Genomic DNA, 24,069 nt, shown 5'->3' on the forward strand with positions numbered 1-24,069 from the left:
TTTGGGGCCTCTGACCAATATCAATCAACAGGACAAATCCCATGAAGAATCTTTTTGTTTCAATCATTGTGCTTACGGCCGGCATTTATTCTGGAAATGCGGCACTGGCTGCACCTGTGCCATGCGAAGAGGCGCTCAAAGAGTTGCGAGCCGCTGAAGCCGCTGCCAAACCGAGCGATGCCGACAAGGTCAAAATTTCTGACCTTGAGGCAAAGGGCATCGAGCGTTGCAACGCCGACGACGATAAGCGCGCCGACGAATTTTTCAGCCAGGCGATGAAGATCCTGGGCAAGTGACGTTTGACGCAACCCACATGAAAGAAGGAGGAGGCTATGCCTTCATCAACAACGTCAACTGCTCAGGCACCCAATCGCGTTCCGGACGTGACGGTCGATTTTTGGCTGATCAAGCTCCTGGCTGTGACGATGGGCGAAACGGCAGCCGACTATCTCTCTGTCAATCTGGGTCTTGGGCTGCCGCTGACATCGGCCATCATGTGCGGATTGTTAGCGGTCGCACTTATCCTGCAATTCGCGCAGAAGAAGTACGCGCCGTGGTCTTATTGGCTTGCCGTCGTCATGATTAGCGTCGTTGGCACATTGGTCAGCGATAACCTCGTCGATAACTTCGGCGTTGCGCTCGAGACGACAACGATCGTCTTCAGCATCGCTCTCGCCGTTACATTCGGCGCGTGGTACGCGAGTGAGAAAACGCTATCGATCCACACGATCTTCACGACAAGACGCGAGATCTTCTATTGGTTTGCGATCCTCTTTACATTCGCGCTGGGTACTTCCTCGGGTGATCTTGTAGCCGAGCGCTTCGATCTCGGCTATTTGACTACAGGCTATATCTTCGGCGGGTTTATCGCCGTTGTCGCGCTGGGATATTATCTCTTTGGGCTCAACGGCATTCTTGCCTTTTGGCTGGCGTATATCTTTACTCGGCCGCTCGGGGCATCCTTTGGCGATCTTCTCTCTCAGCCGAAGGAGTATGGGGGATTGGGGTTCGGAACCACTGTCACCAGCGTTCTGTTCCTCGCCGCCATCGTCGCCATCGTCGTCCATATGAGCATCAATCGCCGACAGGGCAAAGACAACATTGTGATCCTCGACAGCGATTAGCCGATATGTGGGAGCGTCTGTCTTGGATGCACGCCAGCGGGACCGAATTTTCAATTCGACCTAACGCCGCTTACCGACATTAATATCCCGCCGGCTGTGCGACATGGCCGACCGCGCTGCCGGTTGGCCAATAGGTTTGGAACGCAGAGAGGCGGCGGTGAAGTTCGTTCCGTCGGCAAATGTGCCGTCGTGACCAAACCACTGCTACGAGGCACAAATAGCGCGCCTCTCCCGATAGTCAGTCAGGTTATCAAGCAAATCGCGCCGTCGACAGCAATGACGACCAGTTTTACTTCCCCACAGGCTCATCACGACGATTGCTGCTCATTTCATCGATGGGTTCTGCATGGCCTTGATGAGCCCCTTCAGCGCGAGCTTTGCGCCGGCCGGGCTCGGCTCTTTTGCGCGCAACGACGAAATGGCGCGGTCGGCCGCTGTGTCGATTGCGACCCACTCTTCATTGTTGAGCGGATAAAACTGCGATTGCGCCGCATCCCAAGCGGCTTCAAAGTCGGAAATGCGCCTTGCGGCAGCCGCCATATCGCCGGATTCAGCCAGCTTGAGCGTATCATTGGCCATTGCCTCGAATTGCGCGAGATCACCGGGTGCGGGTGAAGCGGCAACAGCAATCTCCGTAACCGGGTTGGGGGATGCGGCGGCGGGAGCAAGAGCCAGCGAAGCGATGATGATTGCCTTCTTCATGGATGAAACTCCGATGCCTGCACGGTTGTGGCACCGCTGCTCACACTGGCCGATGTTGATTACCCTGCCTTTGCCTGAGCCATACTCTTTCGTAAGATCAGCTGGTGGTCGGTGGGATTTGCTTTAACGACGGGCGAAAATACCCTGCATCCCAGCACCTCGGGATCGATCCTTTCCGCCGTCTGAACATGTTCGCCCGCCGCATCTGGGGCTTGGCGCCGTCTCGCCGACCCTTGGCATGACTACAGGATCGATTTCACCACGCGATCGAGCTTCGTATCTTCCCGATAAAGAGCCTGAACGACAGCTGTCGACAATGCAGCCATGAAAATTCCACCCACCAGGTCGGAAATGTAATGTGTGCCGACATAGACACGAGATAAGCTGATAAGCAACGCCGCCAAGGTCGCGACAATTGCGCGCCGTCTTAGTCCCTCCGCGAGAAGGGAAAAGGCAATCGCGAATGTTGCGGTGGCGTGATCGGACGGAAATGACGCATCACTGCTTCGGCTGATGACGAGATGAGTGACGCCGAGCTCGTAAGGACGCAAGCGATGGATGAAGAGAATGATGATCTGATTTAAGCCAAGTCCAAGCAGGAAGGTCAGGCCACTGGCTATGCATGCATGCCGGACATGATTTTTATCCCGGCCAGACCACCATTGCAGGACGACAAACAGCACAAGCAGTGGAGCTCCGAACTGTGTCAATGCAATAACCACGGCATCTAGAATGTAATTCCATCCCGCCCAGCTATTGATCCAGTGCGTAATAGTGACATCCATGTTCATCCCCGGGCCTTGAAGAGAGAGTTTAAGGCATCGTCAAGAAGGTTTATTGAATAAGATTGCGCGGAGGCGGTGATCTCATCGGACAGTCGCAATTCGGTGCAACGATCGTCAATCGCCTTCCTCAGCAAGCAGAACGAGCCGGAGCCGCTCAAGGGTCTCCCGACGGCGAACAGACATCGCTCTGGCCTGCATAGGAGCTCGACGATGACCTCCTGCACGGGCGAACTGATGTTTCCATGTGAGGAAGAGGCTCGAGAAGGGTCGTTTCTCAACAATTTTCGCAGTGCTTCCCGTCTTCTCGGGAGATTGCTGCAGCTCGATGCCTCGGTCTTGAATTCATTGCCTGCCATAAACCGGTATGGATCTCCGCCATTATCAATTCAAGGCACATGGTCATTCCAGATAATTAGAGAAAACTTAGGGTCTCTATCCACGAAAGGCTGCTTGGACGCGCATAATTCTACGTTAAGTTTCGCGCCGCATCCTGTTGGCCGCCGTATGAAGGTTGCCGTGGCTGCCAATCAGATTCATCGCTATTGTGTCGTAGACATAGACAGAGTTCGAGAGCGGCCATCAGTAGCTGTCGACAATGCGCGCCGGTGCTAAGCTTGCGGGCGCGGTCCTGCGATACGCAGTATTGTTCGCGCTTGGCCATAGCCTTCTCCGGTTCACATTGATGAATGGAATTTTCGGCGATCCCTTTTCGACCGCGACGTCCTGCTCGATCAGGACAGAAGAATGGCGGCGCGAAACGATTGACACTGTAACTCCGTCCTCGTCCGCGCCGCCTGCTATTTGCCCGATCACCGGCGAGCATCAGCGCGAACGGTCCCGGCGTTTCCGCCGGCGTGCATCACCTTTGCCGCCGATCCCCACTTCAGTAACATCCGGCCGCATGGCGTCGGCTCCAAATGAACTGAGTGCTGACCCAAAGGCGTAGCATATCGCCGCGCTGATCGCGGCGCGCTGCCTTCCCGGTAAGTCCTTCACCAGCAAGCCGTTACGCGCAGAGGCTCGAGTCAGCTGTGCGAACATTGTGGTATAAGTCTTGCGCCGGGTCGCAAGCGGAGGAAAAATTGCATCCGATACTTAGATGCGACTTAGTGATTTTGATTGGCGCCAACTCTGAACCAAATTCTCGAATTCATGAGCTCGGACAGCGCGCGGGAGATTGAGTGCAGATGAGAATTCTCGTTGTGGAAGATGATCCCATGCTGGCATTCGGCCTGCGACGTGCGTTGACGGATGTCGGCATGTCGGTCGATTGGGTCGCGGACGGTCGGTTGGCCGAGGAGGCGATGAGAGATGATTCACATGCGGCAGTTCTCCTGGATTTATCTTTGCCCGCGCCCGACGGCTTGACCTTGTTGCATGACGCGCGCCTTCGAGGGTCGAGCGTACCGATTGTCGTCATCACCGCACGCGATGATCTCGATATCAGGTTGAAGGGACTTGATCTCGGAGCGGACGATTTCGTACTCAAGCCTTTCGAGCCGTCGGAGATCATTGCTCGCCTTCGAGCCGTCATCCGACGTCGGGCAGGTCATGCCACGTCGAAGATCGGAACATCAAGCGTTGTTCTCGATCTCGCTACACACGAGCTTTCCTACAACAGCGTGACAGAAGTCCTTCCCTACCGTGAATTTGCGCTCATGCGGGCGCTTCTAGAACGGCCCGGCGTGATATTATCAAGGTCGCAGCTGGAAGAAAAAATATACGGCTGGGGAGAGGAGGTCGAAAGCAATGCGGTTGAAGTCCTGATCTTCTACATTCGCAGGCGCTTTGACAAACAAGTCATCCGCAATGTCCGTGGTGCCGGTTGGATGGTTCCAAAGTCATGATCTCGCTTCGCACCGCAACGGCAAGCTCGCTATCCATCCTTTTCACCGTCATTGCTTTCGTCTTCGGGGCGGTATCCTATGCGTTCACAATGAACGAAAGCAGTGAGTTTCTCGATCTGCAGCAACGTCAGATCGCCCGCTATGTCGGCGACCTGACCTTCATCGCACCCGATCGGGCCGCCCTGCCTCCCCACGACAGCGAAGACGATTATGTCATCAAAGTGAACTACGCGGACGGTCGCGCGGCCAAAAGCTCCGACAAATCCATCGCCATTCCAGATCGGAAAGAGACGGGATTTTCCGAATTCTCCGATGGAAAGAGGGATTGGCGGGTCTTTTCAATGGTCACGCCGGAGAGGAGCGTGCAAGTGGCACAGCAGATTGCTGTCCGCAAGGAATTGGCTGCCGATGCCGCGGCGAGGGCTACCATTCCCTTTCTGGTGGCCATTCCTCTTTCCTGGATTCTTGTCGCCTTTGTAACAGGGCGTATTTTTCGCAATCTGGAACATCTTGGCAAAGAGCTTTCGTTGAAAGCAACGGCAGACACAATTCCAGTCGATCTGAGCACGATGCCTCGTGAGGTCTGGCCGTTCGTCCGTTCGATGAACGAGCTTATAGCCCGTCTTGCTGTCGCATTTCGACAGCAACAGATGTTTCTTTCGGATGCTGCGCACGAATTGCGGACGCCGCTTTCAGCATTGACACTGCAGATTGGCAATTTGTCGCAGGCCAAGGGACCTGATCTTGAGGAACGGCTCTCCGAACTACGTGCAGGCGCCAGACGCGTATCCGCCCTGACCGATAAACTTCTCAAGATTAGCAGATATGAGGGAGTACCCCAGGCGGGTCCAACCCACGTTCTTGATCTGGCGGAGACGGTCAAGGACGTGGTTTCAGGGCTGCTGATCGCCGCCGAGGAGAAACAGCTCGATCTCGGCTTTGCAGCCCTGGCCGATGGGGCCCGGGTTCGGATCGATAGCGAAGACCTGAATACATTGATCGAGACAATCATCGACAATGCCGTGCGTTACACTCCGAACGGGGGAGCAGTGGACATTACGGTAGAAGGCGGAGCATCTCCGCTACTGATGGTCTCCGACAATGGCCCCGGCGTTCCGGACCATGAGTTGCCGCGGCTTACGGAGCGATTTTATCGCGGCTCGGGCCGAAACGAGGGCACGGGCCTCGGTCTTGCAATCGTAGAGGCCATATGCGGACGATATGGCTTGTCCCTGAAACTGATGAATCGCACCGACGGACCTGGTCTTGTCGTCACCGTCGGATTTCCTGCCGCGTAAAACCGAAGACGTCCCAATCGATCGGCTGAAAAATGGAAGCCCGCTGGAGCCAACGCATGATTCGACGAGATTCATGTGCATGTCAGTAAACTGGAGCATTGGTATCTGCATGAAGGGAGTATCAGTTTGCGGATACTGCTCGTGGAAGACAACATTCTGTTGGGCGATGCTCTTCAGGACCACCTGTCGTCGATGGGATGGGAAGTAACGTGGGTGACCGGCTATCGGCTTGGCGCGGATATTTTATGCCAAGTGTCTTTCGATATTATTTGCCTTGACCGACAGCTTCCGGACGGCGACGGTTTCGATCTGTTGCGCAACGGACTGGTCCGGTGCCCAACGATCATTATGTCGGCTTTGGATCAGCTGTCCGATCGGCTCGAGGCGAAGCGATTGGGCGCTGCTGGCTATCTGATCAAGCCCTTTCGCCTGGAAAAATTGACCCACTGGATCAGCCTACTACGAGGCGGGGGGATTGGCTTTCCGCCCGAGCGACATTCGCCTGGCTCTTGAGCACCGACAATTTTCGCGTTTTTAAACGGCTTTGTTCAGGCGCCTGTCAGGCTCTTTCGGCATGTCATGGAAAAATCACAGAGAGAACGGTTGACGAGCAATGACTGTATTTCGCAAGGTCGTCCTCGCTGCCTTCGGCACGATTGGAATCCTTGGCGGAAGTTGCGCAGCCTATGCCGGCTTCTTGCACGTCACCGGTAACTTTCATTCAGTGATTGATGATCAATTTTACCGCTCAGCTCAGCCGACATCCGACGAGCTCGCCTCTTATATACAGGCACACGGAATCAAGACAGTCATTAATCTGCGCGGAGCGCATCCAGGTACCGTGTGGTATGACGACGAGGTTTCGACAGTTCGCGGCCTTGGCATAACGCATATCGATTTCGGTATGTCGGCCACGAAAGCTATTTCGCCTGAAAGGGCGCAGCGACTCGTCGAGCTGATGGCCTCTGCCCAGAAACCGATCCTTATTCACTGCCTCTCGGGTTCTGATCGTAGCGGTTTGGCCGCCGCGCTTTATGTCAGAAAAATTGCCGGGCTGGATGAAGCCCGAGCTGAAGGTCAATTATCCTTCTATTATGGACATGTGGGTATACCCCTGGTTTCAGCCGCCTATGCCATGGATAGGAGCTGGCGCGATTTCGAGGCTCGATACAACAACCAGGTGCCGGGCGAACTCGCAAGCGGTGCTACTTTGCGATAGCTACGATCGGGCCGTCTCCAAACCGAATGTGTGAAACGGAAAGCCAATGGCAGTTTGGGAGTCATCGCCGCGGCTGAGAGATGCATTGGGCTGTATTTGACTGCTCGTTATGCAACGACATTGCTTGCTTGAGAGCTGGCCGGCGCGCATTTGATCATTGACAACAAAATAAGAATTAGAGATCGGATAGTATCGTGCGTCAAGTTCAAGCTCTAGTGGCCACACCCAAGCAGCCTGTCATGCGCCTCTTTGTCGTTAGCATGATCTGTGCGCTTCTCGACCTTATGGCTTTCCTAGTATTGATCCGAATTGGCATCGATCCAATGAAAGCTCACGTTTTGAGCTTCGTCTGTAGCAACCTGTTATACTTTGTCTGTCTTGTAACAGGGTGCTTGGGCCGGATCGATACCACTGTCAACAGCAATACCAGCTCACAGCAATTGACAGTTTTCCTTTTGCTCAGAATTTTGACGCTTAGTCTGAGAGGCGGGATCTTCGTTGTCGCAATGACAACCCTCAATCTTCCGGTCGCTCTTTCCGGCGCCTCCGTGGTGCTTGCAAGTGCTGCCATTGGTTTGCTGGGCGACACGCTTTTCTTATGGCCGACCATATCCGTTGAAAGGCGAAAGCTGTTCGCGGCGGTCGGCATCATCATCTATCTTCTTTCACTTCGCCTCGTATTTCTCGGTTTCGCCAACCTTCTGCCTGAAGAGGCCTATTATTGGAATTATGCGCAGCATCTAGACATCGGTTATCTTGATCATCCGCCGATGGTCGCATGGTTGATCTGGCTGGGAACCACGCTCTTTGGAGATAACGAGTTCGGTGTTCGCATCGGCGCATATATTTGTTGGCTATTGACCGCCGGTTTTTCCTTCTATCTCGCGCGGAATCTCTTCGATAAGGCGACGGCAATAGCGTGCGCTCTGCTGGTTGCCGTGCTCCCATTTTATTTTTCAACCGGCTTTCTGATGATGCCAGACGCGCCGCTGGCTGCAGCCTGGGTGGCCACGCTGTATTTTCTGGAGCGAGCTCTCATTGGTGAGAAGCGTCTTGCGTGGCTCGGCGCCGGCTTGTCGTTTGGCATCGGCCTATTGTCGAAATATACGATCCTACTTTTGGGGCCAGCAGCATTGCTGTTGATTCTGATAGACCACAGATCGCGGCAATGGCTCGGTCGAAAAGAGCCATATCTTGGCGCAGCGATCTCCATTTTGTTCTTTTCACCCGTTCTATATTGGAACGCCACGCACCAATGGATGTCATTTGCGTTCCAAGGATCGAGACGCGTTGATGAGGCATTTCAATTCACGTTGCCATCTCTCATCGTCAGTGTCGCTGTCCTCTTGACGCCAACTGGCTTCATTGCCACCGCGGCCAGCTTGAAGGCAAATCTGGCGGCGGCTCGATCACGACCTGCCACAGCGAGGGTGCTTTTCATACTCCTCTTCACACTTATCCCGCTCAGCATATTTGTCCTGTTTAGCCTCTTCCACGAGAACAAACCGAATTGGACCGGACCTCTGTGGCTCGCGGTCCTACCCTTCGTCGCATCCATGCTTATTGGAGCAACGGGAAAAGACACCTGGTTGGAAAAGCGCCTGAGACGCGCATGGATACCAACGATCGGAATCACAACCGCCGTTTACGCGCTCCTATTTCACTACGTGGTTCTGGGTTTCCCTGGAATCGGCTATATTCATAATATCCGCACTTTGCCGGTCGCCTGGAGCGAATTCGGCCAGGCGGTCAACGCGGTGGAGGCCGCGGCAGCCAAAGAGAGCGCGGCTCCCGTTGTGCTGATTGGTATGGACAAGTACTTCCTTGCCAGCGAATTGGCCTTCTATGGGCGCCAAGCACAGGGCATTCGAGCCAATTCAGTAGGGCTGAGCGCCATCGGGGGCAGCAGCCTGATGTACGACGTATGGTATCCGGCCGAAACCCTGCTGGGAAGTACGGCAGTGCTCGTTTCCCTGAAACGAAGCGAGTTGCAGCAAGACGACCTGCCTCAATACTTTTCATCGCTGAGCAACATTCAGGAGCAGGTCGTGCGAAAGAATGGCGCCATCGTCGGGAGCTTCTACTATCGCATCGGTTACAATCTCAGTGGATGCGAGAGTGCTGGCGGACGGTGCACTTCGTCGTCCGGCAGTTAGGAGTTTTCTGCGCCGGCTACATGTTCTGCGGGCGGGCGGATATAGAGTTTCCATGCAAATTCAGAGTATTGTCAGGTGGTTATGTCATATTAATTACATCGAAGTCGCTCCGGTGTCATGGCGAGCCAATGAGCGGCGAAGATTTGTGAAAGGAAGTTGGGTCGTGAGCCGCTGAAGCGGTCGCACGTATTCGGCTCGAACCTTCCGCGAATTCGTCGACATCATACTCGCCCTTCCTTTCATGGAATATTAGACGCCTATGACTTCATCTCGTTTGGCTCCCCTCGGCTCGTGGCCTGGGGACAGGGCAATCATAAAGTGCAAAATCCCGCAACAAGACGGCATTGAGCTCTCCATTGTTATACCCACCTTCAATGAACGCGAGAACATTGTTCCGCTTATCGAACGCCTTCGTGCCGCGCTTGTCGGTATCGCATGGGAGGTGATTTTTGTTGATGACGATTCAAGCGACAAGACCGTTGATGTCGTGCGAAGCCTTTCTCTAGGCGACCGGCGCATCAGAGGGATACGGCGGATCCATCGACGCGGACTTGCAGGCGCGTGTCTGGAGGGCATGCTTTCGACGTCGGCGCCTATCGTCGCGGTTATGGACGCCGATCTGCAGCATGATGAAACGCGGCTGGTGGACATGCTCGCCATGATGCGAAGCAATTGTACCGACTTGGTGGTCGCAACCAGATATGGCGGAGAAGGCTCGTCGCAGGAGGGCTTCAATCGCATCCGGCAGGCAGGGAGCCATATAGCCGTCCGCATCGCAAAGCGTCTATTGAATGTCGAGACCTCTGATCCGATGAGCGGGTTCTTCATGGTCAAGCGAGCGCTGATTGAGGAGCTTGCGCCAAAACTCTCGCAGCAAGGCTTCAAGATCTTGCTGGATATTATAGCGTCGTCGCCCGCCCCTTTGAAATTAGGGGAGGTTTCATACGTGTTTCGGCCACGGATTCACGGCGAGAGCAAACTCGATGCATCGGTGATATTCGAGTACATCGGGCTCCTCGTCGCAAAATGGTCCGGCGATATTATTTCTTCACGAATGCTATTATTCGGATTGGTCGGAATGAGCGGCCTTGTCGTTCACCTGACCATTTTGCGGCTGCTGCTGCTCGGGGGGCTGGCGTTTTCGGTGAGCCAGGCTACCGCCATGTTGGCCGCGGTCATCTCGAACTATACGTTCAACAATGCGATCACATACAGAGATCGGCGCCGTGGCGGCGTGCGTTTTCTGACAGGTTTGATGTTGTTTTCCACGCTCTGCAGCATCGGAATTTTCGCGGGAACCGGAGTGTCGTCGCTTTTTTACAGCCAGGAGCCACGATGGTGGCTCGCCGGTCTGGCGGGAGCCATCATCGGTGCCGGCTGGAACTATATTACCAGCTCCATGATCACCTGGCGACGTCCGGGCTGACTTGCAGATCGCAAATACGCGGAGATCGCCCATACTCACCTCTCTTAAGATCTTCGTGTTTATCTTGAGCCGGCGCTGAGGAATGCGGTAACGGTTCCACTCTGCAGCGCAGGTTTCTTAGTCAATATGAGGCGCGCGAGATCATGCGATCGCCTTTGGCCCCGGCGGTATGACCTCAAGCGGAATGAACGACGATCGGATCAAACCTTTGGAAAATATAATGCGACCAGCAGCCCCGGTCTATTATCCTCAAGCTCAATGCGAGCCGCGTGAAGATCAGCAATCGCCTTGACAAGACTGAGGCCTAATCCGCTGCCTGGCGTCGTTCGGCTTTTATCGAGCCGGTAGAGACGTCGAAATACGAGCTCGCGTTCCCCTTCAGGTATGCCCATTCCGCTGTCGCTGACACTGGCGCGATAAAAGTTCGCTTCATACGTGAGCGACAGGACAATCATGGTATCGCGTGGACAATGGGTTATCGCATTTTCGACGAGGTTGACGAAGAGCTGGGTGAGCAATTCCCAGTCTCCATTGATCACGCAAGCACCGCCGTCGAAGGGCGCTAGTTTCAAGGTTTGCGAGTTATCTTCGGCGACATCGCCGTAGATCTCTGCAACCGATTTCATCACCTCCCAGAGGTTCACCGATTTGAAACGTGTTTTCCGCGCCCCGGCTTCAATTTGCGAAATCCGAAGCAGAGCCTCGAATGTCGCGTTGATCCTGGCAATCTCATCTCTGGCGTCGAACATGAGGTCCTCCACGTCTTTGGATTCTTCCAGCCGTTGAAGCGATTGCTCGATCGTCAAGCCCAGACGGTTGAGCGGCGTCTTCAGATCGTGCGCGATATCCGCGCTGACTTGGCGCATCCCTTCGACAAGCCCCGAAAGGCGCACAAGAGCCTGGTTCATATGCGCGGACACAACGTCGATGTCATCGCCGTTGCCGCGGATGGGGATTCGCCGCAAAAGATTTCCAGCAGAGACTTCCACCATGGTTTGCTCAATGGAATCAAGCCGCCGTTGCGTGCGCCTTGCAAGCAAGGTCCCTCCTAAAATCACCGTTGCCACAATGATGATCGAGGCCCAGGAAAAGCTCATCAGTGCGATTTGCTCGATACGATCGATTTCACGAAAGCTTTGACCAACAATCAAATTGTTGCCGCCAACGCTGCCGGCCATGACCCTGACAGGATCTCCGTCTTCCAGGCCCAGCTGCGCTGCGGCTATGGTCGAAACGCCTGACGCCATCGGCGCGGCACTGACGTTGCCTGCAAGCTTTTCCCCCTTTGGATTGATCAGGAGAAAAACTTGGTCTTCCGGCCGCTTCAGGGTCGAATAGGTCGATACCGCTGCAACGAGGTCTTCGAGGTCGTTCGTGGAAAAAGTCGACGCGACGACTGAATATGTATCCTTGATCGAGACATCGAGCGATCTTGCGAGCTCGCGCTTCATAAGGCCATATGCAACCAGCCCGGTAATGAGAAAGGCGACGATGAAGAGGAGCCCGAAAGAAAGCGCAAGCCGAAACGGCGTGCTGCGCAGCAACCTACCGCGGCGCATGGATGCAATATCCGGTATTTCGGACAGTGTGGAGAAGCGGCACATCGAACGGCTTGTCGATCTTTGCCCGCAGCCGGCTGATATGGGTTTCGACGACGCTGGTCTTCGGATCAAAGTGGAAATCCCAGACCCGCTCCAAAAGCATCGTTCGCGTCAAAACGCGTCCTTCACCACGCATGAGAACTTCCAGCAAGGTAAACTCACGGGGTTGAAGGTCAATGGAAGCTCCTTGTCTTCGGACCTGGCGCTTGGCGATATCGAGTTCCAGATCCGCGATTTTTAGAACGGTCTTCTGGTCCTGGACCGGCGGTCGGCGTGCAAGTGCATTCAAGCGTGCCATGAGTTCGGAAAATGCAAATGGCTTTGTGAGATAGTCGTCGCCACCGGCCTCAAGGCCCTCGACCCGATCGTCAACGCCGCTCAGCGATGTCAGGAATAGAGCCGGTGTCTTGACTCTCGCCCCCCTCGCCGCTTTCACCAGCGAGAGCCCATCCAGGCCGGGGATCATCCGATCGATAACGAGAACGTCGTATGGCTCCCTGGTGATCTGGAAAAGCGCATCGATGCCGTCTTTGATGATCTCGCAGCTATGACCGGCCTCGTTGAGCCCACGCGCGATATAGTCCGCGGTTCTCGGATCGTCTTCCACCAGGAGAATCTTCATGACCAGCCAAGGCCCTCATCTGTGCTACTGCTTTACCCGCGATATTTGCCTTAAGAAAATGTCCGCTGCCTGAACGGCATATTACAAAAGCGTAAGATCGCCACGCGACCATAGGTCATTCTTACAGAACGGTAAGTTGCAAGCAAAGTTCCTGTAAGAAGAATACCATAGCGTCGCGAGAATCTGCATGCCCGGCTTGCCTGATCCGCATCACGTCAGCGATCTTCGCGCTCACACGTATCATCCTGTGATCAAAGGCCAATCGGCTCACTGCCCAGAGGTCTCGCCGCCTCTTTCATGAGCGGCAGGCCTCGGCGTCCGAGCGGCGAACACGTCGAAAGAAGAAAATGCTACAGCGACTTTATGGGTGGGCAGCTGCTCTAAGCACAAGCAGGTCAGCGGAAGCCTGGCTCGCCGCGATAGCCTTTGTCGAGAGTTCCATTTTCCTGGTGCCCGCCGATGTGCTCTTTATTCCAATGGTATTGGCTCGACCCAGCCGAAGCTATCGATTGGCGACCATCGCGACGGTTGCATCCGTCGCGGGCGGAATTGCCGGCTGGCTGATGGGATTTTACGCCTATGAAACAATTGCTCGACCGGTGCTTGCCTTCTATGGAAAGCAGGATGCTTTTGAACATTTGCGTTCCTATGTCGACACCCGATGGATCGCCATTCTTCTTTTGAGCTCTGGATTCACACATTTCCCGCCGATCAAGGTTGTGACGATCCTATCGGGCGTGGTGCATGTAAATCTGCTCGCCTTCATATGCCTGGCAACAATCGCGAGAGGCGCAAGATTTTTTCTGCTCGGCGCTTTGCTGCAGCACTACGGGGCAGCCGCACTGACGTTCATCAAGAAGAGGCGCTCATCAATATTCGCCATCTCGGCCGTGGCTGTCGTCGTCGCGTTGCTGAGCTACGGGTTGGCAAGGCAATTCTAACTCAAAGCCTGGCCTATCCTGCTGCGATATTTCCAACCGGCGGCAAGATGAACCCGCGTTCCGATCGTCGCTGCCGTGATCTCAAGACGCATCCCGTGAAGCCTGGCAATCGCCGCAACCAGACTCAAACCCAAACCATTGCCAGGGGCATGTCGGCTTCTTTCGGCTCTGTAAAAGCGGCGAAGCACGGCATCGGCTTCCTCCGCGCGGATACCTATACCTGTATCCTCGACAGTCACCGTTGCCACCTGCCCGCAGCCTTCAACGCGCACCGTTGCTTCCCCTCCCCGCGGCGTGAATTTGATTGCATTATCGATCAGGTTAGCGATCGCCTCAAAGAGCAAGCTGGGATCGCCCGAGATAGTTGCGGGCTCGTTCGTATTCGAAACGAATTTGAGTGTGACACCGCATTCGTCGGCTGCCGGTTCGAAGAAGTCAACCGCATCGCGTGCGATCGCCTTCAGGTCGATGTCAACAAATCCGGACCTCCGCAGGCCATCCTCCACCTCCGAAATCCGCAGAAGAGCACCGAAGGTTTTTAGAATGCCGCGAATTTCCTCAAGCGCTTCGTCGACATAGCCGTGATACTCGTCAATGGTGGTGGCGCGCCTGCGTGCTCGCTCGAGACTACCCAAGAGGCGCGTCAGCGGCGTTCGCATGTCGTGGGCAATGTTGTCGCAAACGCCCTTCACTTCCTGCATCAGGCGCTCGATTTCGTCGAGCATTTCATTAACAACCTTGGCAAGACGATCGATATCGCCCCCGGCGCGACCTGTCGGCAGTCGGCGCTTGAGGTCACCCTTCATGATCTGCACGGCAGCGCCGGATATTTCGTCCAGCCGCCGAACCGCGCCCAACCCAACGGCGATCGCGCCAACGAGTCCCAGGATGGCTGTCGCCAGCGAGGCAAATAGTGTGGCATTTTCGAGCCGTTCGCGAAATTCGCGTTGCTCATGCAGACTTTGCGCGACGAGAATAGAGCCGCCATCAGGGCGCCGATGCAGATAGCCCCTGTAATGGGCTCCTCTTGATGTGCCATGGTCAACAAAATCGAAGGGGGCCTCAAACGTCGGTTTCTCCGGGTAGGTAAGCTTGTTTCCCGCGACCAGCTTTCCGCTCTGATCGAAGAGCGAGAACGGCCGCTCGATAGTTGTCGAATCCTGGCTTCGCGCCGATAGACGCAAGACGACTTCGTCGGTGGGAAGGATTTGGAGCGATTGCATCTCGCGCGTGAGCCATTCATCACTTCGCTGATCGAGAAAGTCGCGCATCTGCCAGTCGACAAACAGGAACAACGCACTCGCGGCCGCGCCAAAAACAAGCAGGAAAGCTAGCGCCAATCGGAAGCCGCTTGTCCGAAAAAGTTCAATTGGTCGCATCGAGAACATAACCTGAACCACGCAGAGTTCGGATCAGAGGGGTGAAACCCGGGAGATCGAGCTTCTTGCGAAGTTTGCTGATATGGACGTCTATGACGTTGGTGGCTTCACCATAGCGATAATGCCAAACCTCTTCGAACATCATTGTGCGCGTGACGATCTGGCCGGAATGCCGTGCCAGATATTCTAGCAATTGATACTCTCGAGGGAGAAGATCAATGGCGCGGCCCGCCCGGCTCGCGGTGTGCGCCAGTAGATTGATCTCAAGATCGCCAACTCTCAGAACTGTTTCCTGGGTCGTATTCGTCCGCCGGCGCATCAGGACGTCCAGCCGCGCCGTGAGTTCGAGCGCTTCAAATGGCTTTGTCAAATAGTCGTCTCCACCCGCCTTGAGACCGCGTACGCGCTCGTCGACAGCAGAGAGCGCGCTCAGGATCAGAACCGGCGTCTGTACAGAGGCCGCGCGCAAGGCAGCCAGCAAACCAAGGCCATCCAATGTACCGGGCAGCATCCGGTCGAGCACGATCGCATCGAATGTGCCAGAAATGGCATTGATGAGGCCATCGTGGCCATCGATCGCCCGCATGACCGTGCAGCCGTGATCGACAAGTGCTGCCTCGATCTCCGATGCTGTTCCCTGATCGTCCTCCACTACGAGTATCTTCGACACATTTCCTCCAAGAACGCTGGCTACCTTCCCCGCATTATCCAGATAAACAACCTATCGTGAATGCCGGTTCGCCCGGACATTAAATCAATTTCATCTTCGCAAGCGCTCGGAATGACGTGTTGTCTATAATGAGGATTGAATGCGCCTGCTGGTAGTGGAAGATGATGACCGAAGTGCGGCCTATTTGAAGCGGGGGCTTTCGGAGGCAGGCCACGTCGTGGATGTGGCAACCGATGGCGAGCTCGGTCTCGCGCTCGCGATGGAGCTGATTTATGACGGGCTGGTTGTTGATCGGCTCCTGCCCAAGCTTGACGGCGTCGAGCTGGTCAGGCGTCTTCGAGAGATGAAGGTCAATGTGCCGGTGATCATGGTCAGCGCATTGGCCAGTTCGATGGATCGGGTCGAAGGGCTGCGTGCCGGCTGCGATGACTATCTCGCCAAGCCCTTCTTCTTCTCGGAGCTACTTGCCCGCATCGAAGCGATTACCAAGCACTTCATAGCTGAAGGTCATGAGAGCACATTGGTCGTCGGCGAACTGTCTCTCGATATCAGGCGGCGGATTGCTCGCAGGAAGGAACGCGTTATCGATCTTCAGTTCAGAGAGTTCCTCCTTTTGCAAACCCTCATGCGAAATGCGGGTTCGGTGGTAACTCGTACCATGCTTATGGAAGCAGCCTGGGACTATGCATTCGATCCCCGTGGCAACATCGTCGATATGCATGTCCACCGTTTGCGCAAGAAGATCGACATGGGGGCGATGACGAGCATGATCACCACGGTCCCAGGTGCCGGGTACCTCATCAAGCCGTGACACGTATTCGCGGCGAAACATAAAAAAAAATTCATGCTGGCGCGAATTACCCGCCATTTGCAATCCGCCAAATTCCAGAGCAACCCTCGGAGGGCTGTCGTCCCGCCGAGCACTTCTAAACGCTTGATGGAGTATTGCAGTGGATCATCCCCGCATAGGGTCAAATGGATCACGTAAAAGATTGTATCTCCTGGGGATGTGCGCTGTGGCGGTTGTGGGGTCGGCTGCCGCGTATCTGGTCTCTTGGCCGCAGCCTGGTCTGAGCAAAACCAGAGCGCCTGCCGTCGAGCGCGCGCCGGTTCCGGTACAGACAGCCAAAGCGACTAGGAGGGATTTGCCAGTCGTGCGCAGTGGCCTGGGCGTGGTCTCACCTTTGACTGCCGTCGATGTGAAGGTCCGTGTCGAAGGTCAGCTTCAACGCATAGCCTTCGCCGAGGGGCAGGACGTCAAAGCCGGAGACGTTTTGGCGACGATCGACCCGCGGCCCTATGAAGCGGCGGTGGCGCAGGCGCAGGCCGACTATGATAAGGAACTCGCCCAGCTGGAACAGGCCAAAATCGATGACGCCAGAGCGCAGAAGCTCACGACGACGGGCAGCGGCACGACCCAGGCCGCCCAAACCGCTGCGGCTCAGGTCAAAGTCATGGATGCCACGGCAGCCTCGGGAAAGGCGGTACTGGATACCGCGAAACTCAATCTTGAATTCGCAACCATCACGGCTCCGATCAGCGGCAGGGTAGGCTTGCGCCAGCAGCAAGAGGGCGCCATCCTCCATGCCGCTGATACGACCGGCGTGGTAACCGTCACGCAGATGCGTCCCATCGCTGTCGAGTTCTCGCTGACGCAGGATGATCTTCCCGATTTGATCGCGGGCCAGGCGAAGGGGCCGTTGCTCGTACAAGCATTCAGTCGCGACGGCGCCAAACACCTGGCTGATGGGAAATTAAGCGCGGTTGATAGTCAGGTCGACTCTTCGACTGGCATGGTGAAGTTAAAGGCCGTATTTGCGAATGATGACCTAACACTTTGGCCGGGTGAGCTGATAACCGCAAACATAAGATTGCGTACTGATCCGAATGCGACAGTCGTGCCGTCTTCGGCGATTCAGAATGGCCAGACTGGACCGTATGTCTTCGTGGTGAAGCCCGATAACAAGGTCTCGACCGCATCGGTGGCCACGGGCGGCGCCTATTCAGGTCTCGTCGCGATAACGCAGGGCATCGCAAGCGGCGAAACGGTCGTAACCTCCGGTCAATCCAGGCTTTCAGACGGAACGTTCGTCTCGACCGAGAATGCTGACGGCAAAAAGTTGGCAGCGGTCGGCGAGGAGAAGGTCCAATGAACATTTCTGCTATTTTCATAAACCGCAGGATCGGAACATGCCTGATGGCCGCAGGCCTTCTGATCGTTGGCTCCATTGCTTACAACTTGCTGCCTGTCGCGTCATTGCCGCAGGTCGATTTCCCCACGATCCAGATTTCGAGCTCTCTTCCTGGGGCAAGCGCGGAAACGATGGCGACTTCGGTTGCAACACCATTGGAAAACCAACTTTCGACGATCTCGGGTGTATCTCAAATGACGTCGACGAGCTCGTCCGGGCGGACTTCGATTACGCTGCAATTCGATCTGAATAGGGATATAAACAGCGCCGCACAGGACGTTCAAGCGGCAATCAGTGCGACCAGCGGTCAGTTACCCAAGGATCTTCCGGCTGCTCCGACTTTCCACAAGAGCAATCCGGCGGAAGCGACGATTCTCACTTTGGCGCTGACGTCCGATCGAATCCCGACGACCGAACTCGATCACTATGCTGAAGACATCATCGCCCAGCAGGTTTCGCAGATGAATGGCGTCGGGCTCGTGGACTACCACGGGCCGCAGCGGCCGTCGATCCGAATTCAGCTCGATCCGGACAAGGTCGCCGCGCGCGGGTTGACGCTCGAAGACGTCCGAAACGCTGTCGGCGCTCAGACCGTCAACCAGCCCAAGGGGCAACTGGTCGGCAATGGAAGGACCACCGTCTTGGATGCAACCGACCAGATCATGGACGTCCAGGCGTTTCGTTCGATGGTGATCGCCTACAAGAATGGATCGCCCATCCGAGCTGGCGACATCGGGACTGTTGTATCCGGTCCGGAAGATGTCAACCAGGCGGCGTGGTTGCAGGATACCCGTTCGGTCATGCTCGACGTTCATAAAATGGCGGGCTCGAATGTGCTGGACACCATACAAGGGATCAAAGCCAAGCTGCCGCAGATGGAGGCGGCGCTACCAGCGGGCATCAAACTCTCGGTCGTTGCTGACAGGTCGGGCATGATCCAGACCTCGGTGGATGACGTGAAAACAACGATCCTGATCACCATTGGGCTCGTGGTGCTGGTGATTTTCAGCTTCCTGCGGAATCTGTGGGCGACGATCATCCCGGCGGCAACCATTCCGCTGTCTTTGATCGGCACTTTCGCCATCATGTATGTTGCAGGCTATAGTCTCGACAATCTGTCGCTGATGGGACTGACCATCGCAGTCGGGTTTGTCGTCGACGATGCCATCGTTGTCATTGAGAACGTGATGCGTCACGTCGAAGAAGGAAAGTCCACGCTCGAAGCGGCTATCGAAGGGTCGCGGGAGGTGGGATTCACCATCGTCTCCATGACCGTCTCCCTGGTGGCTGTTTTCATCCCCATTCTTCTGATGGGTGGCATTGTCGGCCGACTCTTCCGCGAATTCGCGGTGACGATCAGCGTCGCGATCATCATTTCGGGGCTGGTGTCGCTGACTGTCACGCCGATGATGTGCGCCTGGCTGATCAAGCACGACCATAATCAGCCGCATGGTGCCCTTTTCCGTTGGTCGGAAACCTTCTTTGAAAGGTGCACGGCGGGGTACGGCAAGGTGCTCGATGTTGTCCTGCGCTACCGCGCCGTCACGCTGGCCGTCGCTTTGGCGACCATGGTAGCCACCGGATGGCTTTACGTTTCCATACCAAAGGGATTTATCCCACAACAGGACACCGGATGGGTTCAAGGCCAGGCGCAGGCGGCCACAGACATTTCTTTCGCGGATATGTCGACCAAGATGCAGGCGCTGGCACAGGTCGTGATGGCTGATCCCGCCGTCGACAACGTTGCCTATTGGATCAATCCGAGCCCCTCCGCAAGCGTCGGCCAGATTCAAATAAACCTGAAACCAATCGGCACACGAGACCCCGCCTCAACGGTGTTGGCGCGTCTACGAGCGGCAACGACGGGCCTGGAAGGTTTGACCGTTGGCCTTCAGATTCGCCAGGACATTCAGATCGGCGGGCGCGCGTCGGCCTCGCAGTATCAATACACTCTTCAGGATCCGGATACGGCGGAGCTCGATAAATGGGCCGCGACGATGACCAAGGTGCTGAAGAGCCTGCCAGAGCTTCAAGACGTGATCTCCGATAAGCAAAAGGCAGCCACAAGCGCCACGCTCGATATAGATCGCTCGACAGCCTCACGTCTGGGTGTAAACGTTTCTCAAATCGATCAGACGCTTTATGATGCCTTTGGGCAGCGGCAGATCGCGACGCTATATACACAGGTCAGTCAATATCATGTTGTGATGGAGCTTGCGCCAGAGTTTGCCCTGTCGCCCGAAGCGCTGTCGCATCTCTACGTGAAATCCTCCACCACCGGCAAGCTCGTTCCATTGAGCATGCTCGGATCGCTGAAAACTGGTGTGCTGCCCGTATCCATAAATCATCAGGGATCCATGCCGGCAACGACGATTTCCTTTAACATTAGACCTGGCAATGCACTCAGCGACGCGGTTACAGCTATCAAAGCGGCCGAGACCAGTGCAGGTATGCCAGCAACGGTGATCGGCTCGTTCCAAGGAACCGCACAGGCCTTTCAGGACTCGCTGCAAAGCCAGCCTTGGCTCATCCTGGCCGCTATCGTGGCAGTCTACATCGTGCTGGGTATTCTCTATGAAAGCGCGATACATCCGCTCACGATCATCTCCACGCTGCCCTCTGCAGGCCTCGGTGCGCTGCTGGCGTTGAAGCTCGCTAATCTGGATCTATCGATCATGGGAATGATCGGAATCATTTTGCTGATCGGGATTGTCAAGAAGAACGCGATCATGATGATCGATTTTGCACTGGACGCCGAACGAACACAGAATTTGGCACCCCATGATGCCATACGCCAAGCCTGTATGCTGAGGTTCCGGCCCATTATGATGACGACGTTCGCCGCGTTGTTCGGCGCTGTCCCGTTGGCATTGGGAACCGGGCCGGGATCCGAATTGCGCGTTCCCCTCGGCATCGCGATCGTTGGAGGGCTTGTGGTATCGCAGGCGTTGACCCTGTTTACCACACCGGTCATCTATCTGGCGTTCGACAAATTGCGGGGAAGGCGCTCGACGCAGCCGTCGCATTTGCAGACCGCGATCGGTTCGCTCTGATGGAAAAACGGCCCGGGAGCCAATAACATTCGATATTTCATACAATATCCAATTCGTAAGAATTCGGCAAAGTGTAGGGAAGAATCGCAGCTTAGATTTTCCGGGCGGTCGGCGATGCCGGCCTAAGGCCGCTCAAGGCCGCAATAGTAAGTCCGGTGAAATCAAAGGAGTGAATTATGCTGAAGAAGTCGTTGGCGATCGCTGTTATCGCGACCTCGACCCTCGCTGCGGGAATGGCGCTGGCCCGTGACGAAACTGGAACGATCACGAATATCGACGTCAAGGCGGACCAGATCACGCTTTCCACGGGGACAACGATCAAGCTGCCAGAAAACATCGAAGCCGAGACGTTCAGGGTCGGCGAGAAGGTTGCCGTGCAATACGCGGTCCAGAAATCCGGCGTCGCACTGGCCTCAAGAGTGACGCCTGCAAAGTAGGGTATTTTCAAAGGCCGTTGCGTGGCAACGCCATCCCGTCGGACCGGGCATGATCGCCCGGTCCTGTAAGTCAAGCCTTCAGCGCGCTGTCAGCATCGCCGCGCATATCGCTTCTATACTGGAAAATCGGCAAGGAAATCAGTGTACGGAGACAATCAAACGGGCAACGCCGCGACATTGGTAAGAATAGCCGCTGCCATTTGCCTGAGTATTGCTTGCTCACTTGCCGTTGGCGTCATGAGCGGTCAGACTTGGGCTTTCGACAACGAGGTTCTCCTCGCCTTGCGTAAAAGCGCGGATACGCAACTGCCTGTCGGTCCGACATGGTTGCCCGACATCATGATCATCCTGACCACTTTTGGCAGTTCAGCCGTCACCGGATCCGTTGCAGCGGTATTTGCGATGTTTCTGGTCGCGAACGCCGCGTATCGAGAGGCTGCATTCATTGTGCTCCTTTTCGGCGGCGCCGAACTTCTCGGCAACGGCATCAAACCTCTGATAGGTCGGGCGCGGCCCGATGTCATCTCGCATTTGGTGGCTGCAGGTGGACAGAGCTTTCCCAGCGGTCACTCAACGCTCTCTTCAGCAGTCTATCTCGGTCTCGCGTTGCTTTTTGCCTCGCGGCTGCAATCAACCGCAGGGCGAAGGGCATTTTTGGGTTTGGCGATTTTGATCACTGGCTTGGTAGGCTTTTCGCGCATTTTTCTCGGTGTTCATTTCCCAACCGACGTTATTGGTGGTTGGAGCATCGGTGCAGGATGGTCGCTTCTGCTCTGGAGTCTTTGGATGCGTAATGAGCCGCAAGCGTCTTCTAAAGAATGAATGCCAATACGATTGAGGCGACAATCTTCTGCTACAGGTTGAACAGCTCGTCGCTAGGATTTTCGATACGCACCGGCCCAATCCGCGTCGCGGCGCGTTACGATGGGGATTCGGCAAGATCTTTACCCTGCGCTTCGGATAGGACCGCCTTGATGGGAACCGAACCAATGACCACGATTGAAAAATATATTCTAAAACAAAAGCTTGAAGCCTGCTGTTACGCTAAGGCATTGCTCATCCATAGTTAAATAAGGCGCCAGCGAGCGATCCGGTGGCATTAGTATCTGAACTAAAACGGCGGATCGAAATCTTCAAATCGATGCCGACGAACGGAATTCCTATCCGTTTTGTAGCTCACAGCGTCAACGACATGGACTTCAAGCGACTTTGGGTCAACACGTAAAGTGAAGTCGCGTGGGTCTGGATCCGACGGATCGAATACTTGCTGATACGATGGTATAGTCGGTGGGACCTTTGCTTCAGGTTTCGGTTCAGCAGATTTTCGGGGTATGCGTTCATATACGGAAAAGTCGGGCTCCCATCCGTCTTCAGTCGTAAAACCTTCGTTTACTTCGAACTTAGTTCCAGCAGGGAATTCCATCGGGCGAACGCGAGACGACTTATGAAAGAGCACCACATTGCGTGCCTCACCTTTCACCTGAACCGAGGGGAACAGAATTCCATCGATCTCCGGCCGTTCTATCGTTGCCAAAAAATCAGCGATAGCTTGGGTTACAAGATAGCCAAGATCTTCATCATCCGGCATGACGGGAACCGTGATCCGGTTGCTCAGTTGCCTGAGAAACTCAGCTCGCTGGAGGCGATCAAGATAGGTTGGATCGAAGACGCTGCCGATTGTCATTGCATCGCGGAGTGCCGTGAGATCAAGAAGAAGCACAGGCTTCGTGATGTCGAACCGCGCAACGGCGACTGTGCATCCAACCGGCGGACGAACTTCTGCCAGAGCAACCAAGGGATCGCTGGCGCCGTAAAAGACGGAGATACCGTGTGCATTCATGCGACCGGCACGGGCAACAGGCGCTGGCGGTGGGCCAAGATGGATGTCGGGCCTCGCGAGTGCCGTTTGAATATCGGCATATCGGGGAAATGACCGCGCCCGATACAAACCGGAGATCGCGAAGCCGGGGCCGGCTTCCGCGAGCACGGAAGTCTTGTCGCGGGCCTTTAGTGTGTCCAATCCCTCAAAGAGATCGACCAAATATGTCGACGCACGGCGGCTGAAGAACCGCGCCTCTGTCTTTAAAGAATGTTCAAAGTCGTCCCACTCTCTGGTCCATCGGCCGCTACCCACCGATTTGCGTTCATAGTAGCTTTCGCCGTCAAATTCCGTCTCCTCGCCCGACAGCGCCGAGTCCCAATCTCCGAACCTGTCAGCGAGGATTTCGCGGATGTCACAGGCCACCTCCGGCTCGACTGAAGCAGCGTTCGCGATCACGTCATCGACCGGTTCTCCTTCTCTATCCCACGAGTAATCGGACTCTTTGTCGGCTAACATAGCATATTGCATTGAGTTCGGCTGGCTCGCAGTCCGAACATAGTGCTGTTCAAAAGCCAGCGCGACGCAATCTGCCAATTCTGTGACTTTGAAGGTTGGATCCTCGCCATCGGAACAATAGGAGCATCTCCCTGTTTGTCCTTCACGTTTCACGCGAAGACTTAAGAACTCATTCCCAACGCAACGGAAGCAAATCCGCTTCTCATCATCATTAACGGACATATAATCAGTTCCCGATTGAGGCACGCCCGGCGCAATTCTCTCCGGCGGGTTCAGGTA

At 55.4% G+C, this 24,069-nt stretch carries 21 protein-coding genes; 14 read left to right on the plus strand and 7 right to left on the minus strand.

Translation table 11 applies throughout. The features are described 5' to 3' along the window. Positions 1–41: 41 nt before the first annotated feature. On the plus strand, positions 42–296 hold the full coding sequence (locus FHT73_RS26170; RefSeq protein WP_183715873.1) for a hypothetical protein: 255 nt from the start codon (positions 42–44) through the stop codon (positions 294–296). Positions 297–332: 36 nt separating this feature from the next. After that, a complete protein-coding gene (locus tag FHT73_RS26175; RefSeq protein ID WP_183715875.1) occupies positions 333–1,124 on the plus strand; it encodes a hypothetical protein in 792 nt (263 codons plus the stop codon). A gap of 324 nt (positions 1,125–1,448) precedes the next feature. Here FHT73_RS26175 and FHT73_RS26180 read toward each other — a convergent pair whose 3' ends face one another. Beyond that, positions 1,449–1,826: a hypothetical protein gene (locus FHT73_RS26180; protein ID WP_183715877.1), complete on the minus strand. Its 378-nt coding sequence runs from the start codon at positions 1,824–1,826 to the stop codon at positions 1,449–1,451. A gap of 242 nt (positions 1,827–2,068) precedes the next feature. Further along, the gene (locus FHT73_RS26185) at positions 2,069–2,611 is read right to left on the minus strand and encodes a phosphatase PAP2 family protein (RefSeq protein ID WP_183715879.1); all 543 of its coding nucleotides are present in this window, start codon (positions 2,609–2,611) and stop codon (positions 2,069–2,071) included. A gap of 1,187 nt (positions 2,612–3,798) precedes the next feature. Here FHT73_RS26185 and FHT73_RS26190 point away from each other — a divergent pair. The 6 genes from FHT73_RS26190 to FHT73_RS26215 all read left to right on the plus strand — a co-directional run bounded on the left by FHT73_RS26190 (position 3,799) and on the right by FHT73_RS26215 (position 10,557). Beyond that, on the plus strand, positions 3,799–4,458 hold the full coding sequence (locus FHT73_RS26190) for a response regulator transcription factor (protein ID WP_183715881.1): 660 nt from the start codon (positions 3,799–3,801) through the stop codon (positions 4,456–4,458). Beyond that, complete coding sequence (locus tag FHT73_RS26195) at positions 4,455–5,756, plus strand: ATP-binding protein (protein WP_183715883.1); 1,302 nt, start codon at positions 4,455–4,457, stop codon at positions 5,754–5,756. Before FHT73_RS26190 ends, FHT73_RS26195 begins: the two co-directional genes overlap by 4 nt. 141 nt (positions 5,757–5,897) lie before the next feature. Further along, positions 5,898–6,269, plus strand: a complete 372-nt coding sequence (locus FHT73_RS26200) for a response regulator (protein WP_183715885.1) — start codon at positions 5,898–5,900, stop codon at positions 6,267–6,269. 100 nt (positions 6,270–6,369) lie between these two features. Continuing rightward, positions 6,370–6,975, plus strand: coding sequence for a dual specificity protein phosphatase family protein (locus FHT73_RS26205; RefSeq protein WP_183715887.1), 606 nt, complete (start codon positions 6,370–6,372; stop codon positions 6,973–6,975). Positions 6,976–7,214: 239 nt separating this feature from the next. Then, a complete protein-coding gene (locus tag FHT73_RS26210; protein ID WP_183715889.1) occupies positions 7,215–9,131 on the plus strand; it encodes a glycosyltransferase family 39 protein in 1,917 nt (638 codons plus the stop codon). Positions 9,132–9,390: 259 nt separating this feature from the next. After that, positions 9,391–10,557 (plus strand): glycosyltransferase family 2 protein, encoded by a 1,167-nt coding sequence (locus tag FHT73_RS26215; RefSeq protein WP_183715891.1) that lies wholly within the window; start codon positions 9,391–9,393, stop codon positions 10,555–10,557. 200 nt (positions 10,558–10,757) lie between these two features. Here FHT73_RS26215 and FHT73_RS26220 read toward each other — a convergent pair whose 3' ends face one another. Both FHT73_RS26220 and FHT73_RS26225 read right to left on the minus strand, forming a co-directional pair. Continuing rightward, positions 10,758–12,116, minus strand: coding sequence for an ATP-binding protein (locus FHT73_RS26220; RefSeq protein ID WP_183715893.1), 1,359 nt, complete (start codon positions 12,114–12,116; stop codon positions 10,758–10,760). After that, positions 12,103–12,780 carry a response regulator transcription factor gene (locus FHT73_RS26225; protein WP_183715895.1) on the minus strand — a complete coding sequence of 226 codons (678 nt, stop codon included), beginning with the start codon at positions 12,778–12,780 and terminating at the stop codon, positions 12,103–12,105. Before FHT73_RS26225 ends, FHT73_RS26220 begins: the two co-directional genes overlap by 14 nt. A gap of 347 nt (positions 12,781–13,127) precedes the next feature. Between FHT73_RS26225 and FHT73_RS26230 the strand changes: the two genes are divergently transcribed. Next, the gene (locus FHT73_RS26230; RefSeq protein WP_183715897.1) at positions 13,128–13,721 is read left to right on the plus strand and encodes a YqaA family protein; all 594 of its coding nucleotides are present in this window, start codon (positions 13,128–13,130) and stop codon (positions 13,719–13,721) included. On the opposite strand, the gene FHT73_RS26235 is transcribed toward FHT73_RS26230, so the two are convergent. Both FHT73_RS26235 and FHT73_RS26240 read right to left on the minus strand, forming a co-directional pair. Beyond that, complete coding sequence (locus FHT73_RS26235; protein WP_183715899.1) at positions 13,718–15,109, minus strand: ATP-binding protein; 1,392 nt, start codon at positions 15,107–15,109, stop codon at positions 13,718–13,720. The genes FHT73_RS26230 and FHT73_RS26235 overlap by 4 nt on opposite strands. Further along, entirely contained in the window at positions 15,087–15,770 is a 684-nt protein-coding gene (locus tag FHT73_RS26240) for a response regulator transcription factor (RefSeq protein ID WP_183715901.1), read from the minus strand. Before FHT73_RS26240 ends, FHT73_RS26235 begins: the two co-directional genes overlap by 23 nt. Before the next feature lie 139 nt (positions 15,771–15,909). On the opposite strand from FHT73_RS26240, the gene FHT73_RS26245 reads away from it, so the two are divergent. The 5 genes from FHT73_RS26245 (at position 15,910) to FHT73_RS29835 (ending at position 22,274) form a co-directional block, all read left to right on the plus strand. Further along, positions 15,910–16,581 (plus strand): response regulator transcription factor, encoded by a 672-nt coding sequence (locus FHT73_RS26245; protein ID WP_183715903.1) that lies wholly within the window; start codon positions 15,910–15,912, stop codon positions 16,579–16,581. A 196-nt stretch (positions 16,582–16,777) separates the two neighbouring features. Further along, positions 16,778–17,923, plus strand: coding sequence for an efflux RND transporter periplasmic adaptor subunit (locus FHT73_RS26250; protein ID WP_210290499.1), 1,146 nt, complete (start codon positions 16,778–16,780; stop codon positions 17,921–17,923). After that, positions 17,920–21,015 carry an efflux RND transporter permease subunit gene (locus FHT73_RS26255; protein WP_183715907.1) on the plus strand — a complete coding sequence of 1,032 codons (3,096 nt, stop codon included), beginning with the start codon at positions 17,920–17,922 and terminating at the stop codon, positions 21,013–21,015. The genes FHT73_RS26250 and FHT73_RS26255 overlap by 4 nt, the downstream gene beginning before the upstream one ends. 176 nt (positions 21,016–21,191) lie before the next feature. Beyond that, complete coding sequence (locus FHT73_RS26260; protein WP_183715909.1) at positions 21,192–21,452, plus strand: DUF1344 domain-containing protein; 261 nt, start codon at positions 21,192–21,194, stop codon at positions 21,450–21,452. A 141-nt stretch (positions 21,453–21,593) separates the two neighbouring features. Next, on the plus strand, positions 21,594–22,274 hold the full coding sequence (locus tag FHT73_RS29835) for a phosphatase PAP2 family protein (RefSeq protein ID WP_183715911.1): 681 nt from the start codon (positions 21,594–21,596) through the stop codon (positions 22,272–22,274). A 289-nt stretch (positions 22,275–22,563) separates the two neighbouring features. Here FHT73_RS29835 and FHT73_RS26270 read toward each other — a convergent pair whose 3' ends face one another. After that, positions 22,564–24,012, minus strand: coding sequence for an RES domain-containing protein (locus FHT73_RS26270; RefSeq protein ID WP_183715913.1), 1,449 nt, complete (start codon positions 24,010–24,012; stop codon positions 22,564–22,566). Positions 24,013–24,069 lie beyond the last annotated feature (57 nt).

The organism is Rhizobium sp. BK098, from assembly GCF_014193155.1.
Classification (GTDB): Bacteria; Pseudomonadota; Alphaproteobacteria; order Rhizobiales; family Rhizobiaceae; genus Rhizobium.

Bases quoted from the DNA above. Each gene is read 5' to 3' on its own strand.
- FHT73_RS26175 (WP_183715875.1), top strand. From the start codon at position 333: ATGCCTTCATCAACAACGTCAACTGCTCAGGCACCCAATCGCGTTCCG.
- FHT73_RS26170 (WP_183715873.1), top strand. From the start codon at position 42: ATGAAGAATCTTTTTGTTTCAATCATTGTGCTTACGGCCGGCATTTAT.
- FHT73_RS26260 (WP_183715909.1), top strand. From the start codon at position 21,192: ATGCTGAAGAAGTCGTTGGCGATCGCTGTTATCGCGACCTCGACCCTC.
- FHT73_RS26255 (WP_183715907.1), top strand. From the start codon at position 17,920: ATGAACATTTCTGCTATTTTCATAAACCGCAGGATCGGAACATGCCTG.
- FHT73_RS26180 (WP_183715877.1), bottom strand. From the start codon at position 1,826: ATGAAGAAGGCAATCATCATCGCTTCGCTGGCTCTTGCTCCCGCCGCC.
- FHT73_RS26185 (WP_183715879.1), bottom strand. From the start codon at position 2,611: ATGGATGTCACTATTACGCACTGGATCAATAGCTGGGCGGGATGGAAT.
- FHT73_RS26225 (WP_183715895.1), bottom strand. From the start codon at position 12,780: ATGAAGATTCTCCTGGTGGAAGACGATCCGAGAACCGCGGACTATATC.
- FHT73_RS26205 (WP_183715887.1), top strand. From the start codon at position 6,370: ATGACTGTATTTCGCAAGGTCGTCCTCGCTGCCTTCGGCACGATTGGA.
- FHT73_RS26190 (WP_183715881.1), top strand. From the start codon at position 3,799: ATGAGAATTCTCGTTGTGGAAGATGATCCCATGCTGGCATTCGGCCTG.
- FHT73_RS26230 (WP_183715897.1), top strand. From the start codon at position 13,128: ATGCTACAGCGACTTTATGGGTGGGCAGCTGCTCTAAGCACAAGCAGG.
- FHT73_RS26250 (WP_210290499.1), top strand. From the start codon at position 16,778: ATGTGCGCTGTGGCGGTTGTGGGGTCGGCTGCCGCGTATCTGGTCTCT.
- FHT73_RS26270 (WP_183715913.1), bottom strand. From the start codon at position 24,012: ATGTCCGTTAATGATGATGAGAAGCGGATTTGCTTCCGTTGCGTTGGG.
- FHT73_RS26215 (WP_183715891.1), top strand. From the start codon at position 9,391: ATGACTTCATCTCGTTTGGCTCCCCTCGGCTCGTGGCCTGGGGACAGG.
- FHT73_RS26245 (WP_183715903.1), top strand. From the start codon at position 15,910: ATGCGCCTGCTGGTAGTGGAAGATGATGACCGAAGTGCGGCCTATTTG.
- FHT73_RS26210 (WP_183715889.1), top strand. From the start codon at position 7,215: ATGCGCCTCTTTGTCGTTAGCATGATCTGTGCGCTTCTCGACCTTATG.
- FHT73_RS26220 (WP_183715893.1), bottom strand. From the start codon at position 12,116: ATGCGCCGCGGTAGGTTGCTGCGCAGCACGCCGTTTCGGCTTGCGCTT.
- FHT73_RS26195 (WP_183715883.1), top strand. From the start codon at position 4,455: ATGATCTCGCTTCGCACCGCAACGGCAAGCTCGCTATCCATCCTTTTC.
- FHT73_RS26235 (WP_183715899.1), bottom strand. From the start codon at position 15,109: ATGTTCTCGATGCGACCAATTGAACTTTTTCGGACAAGCGGCTTCCGA.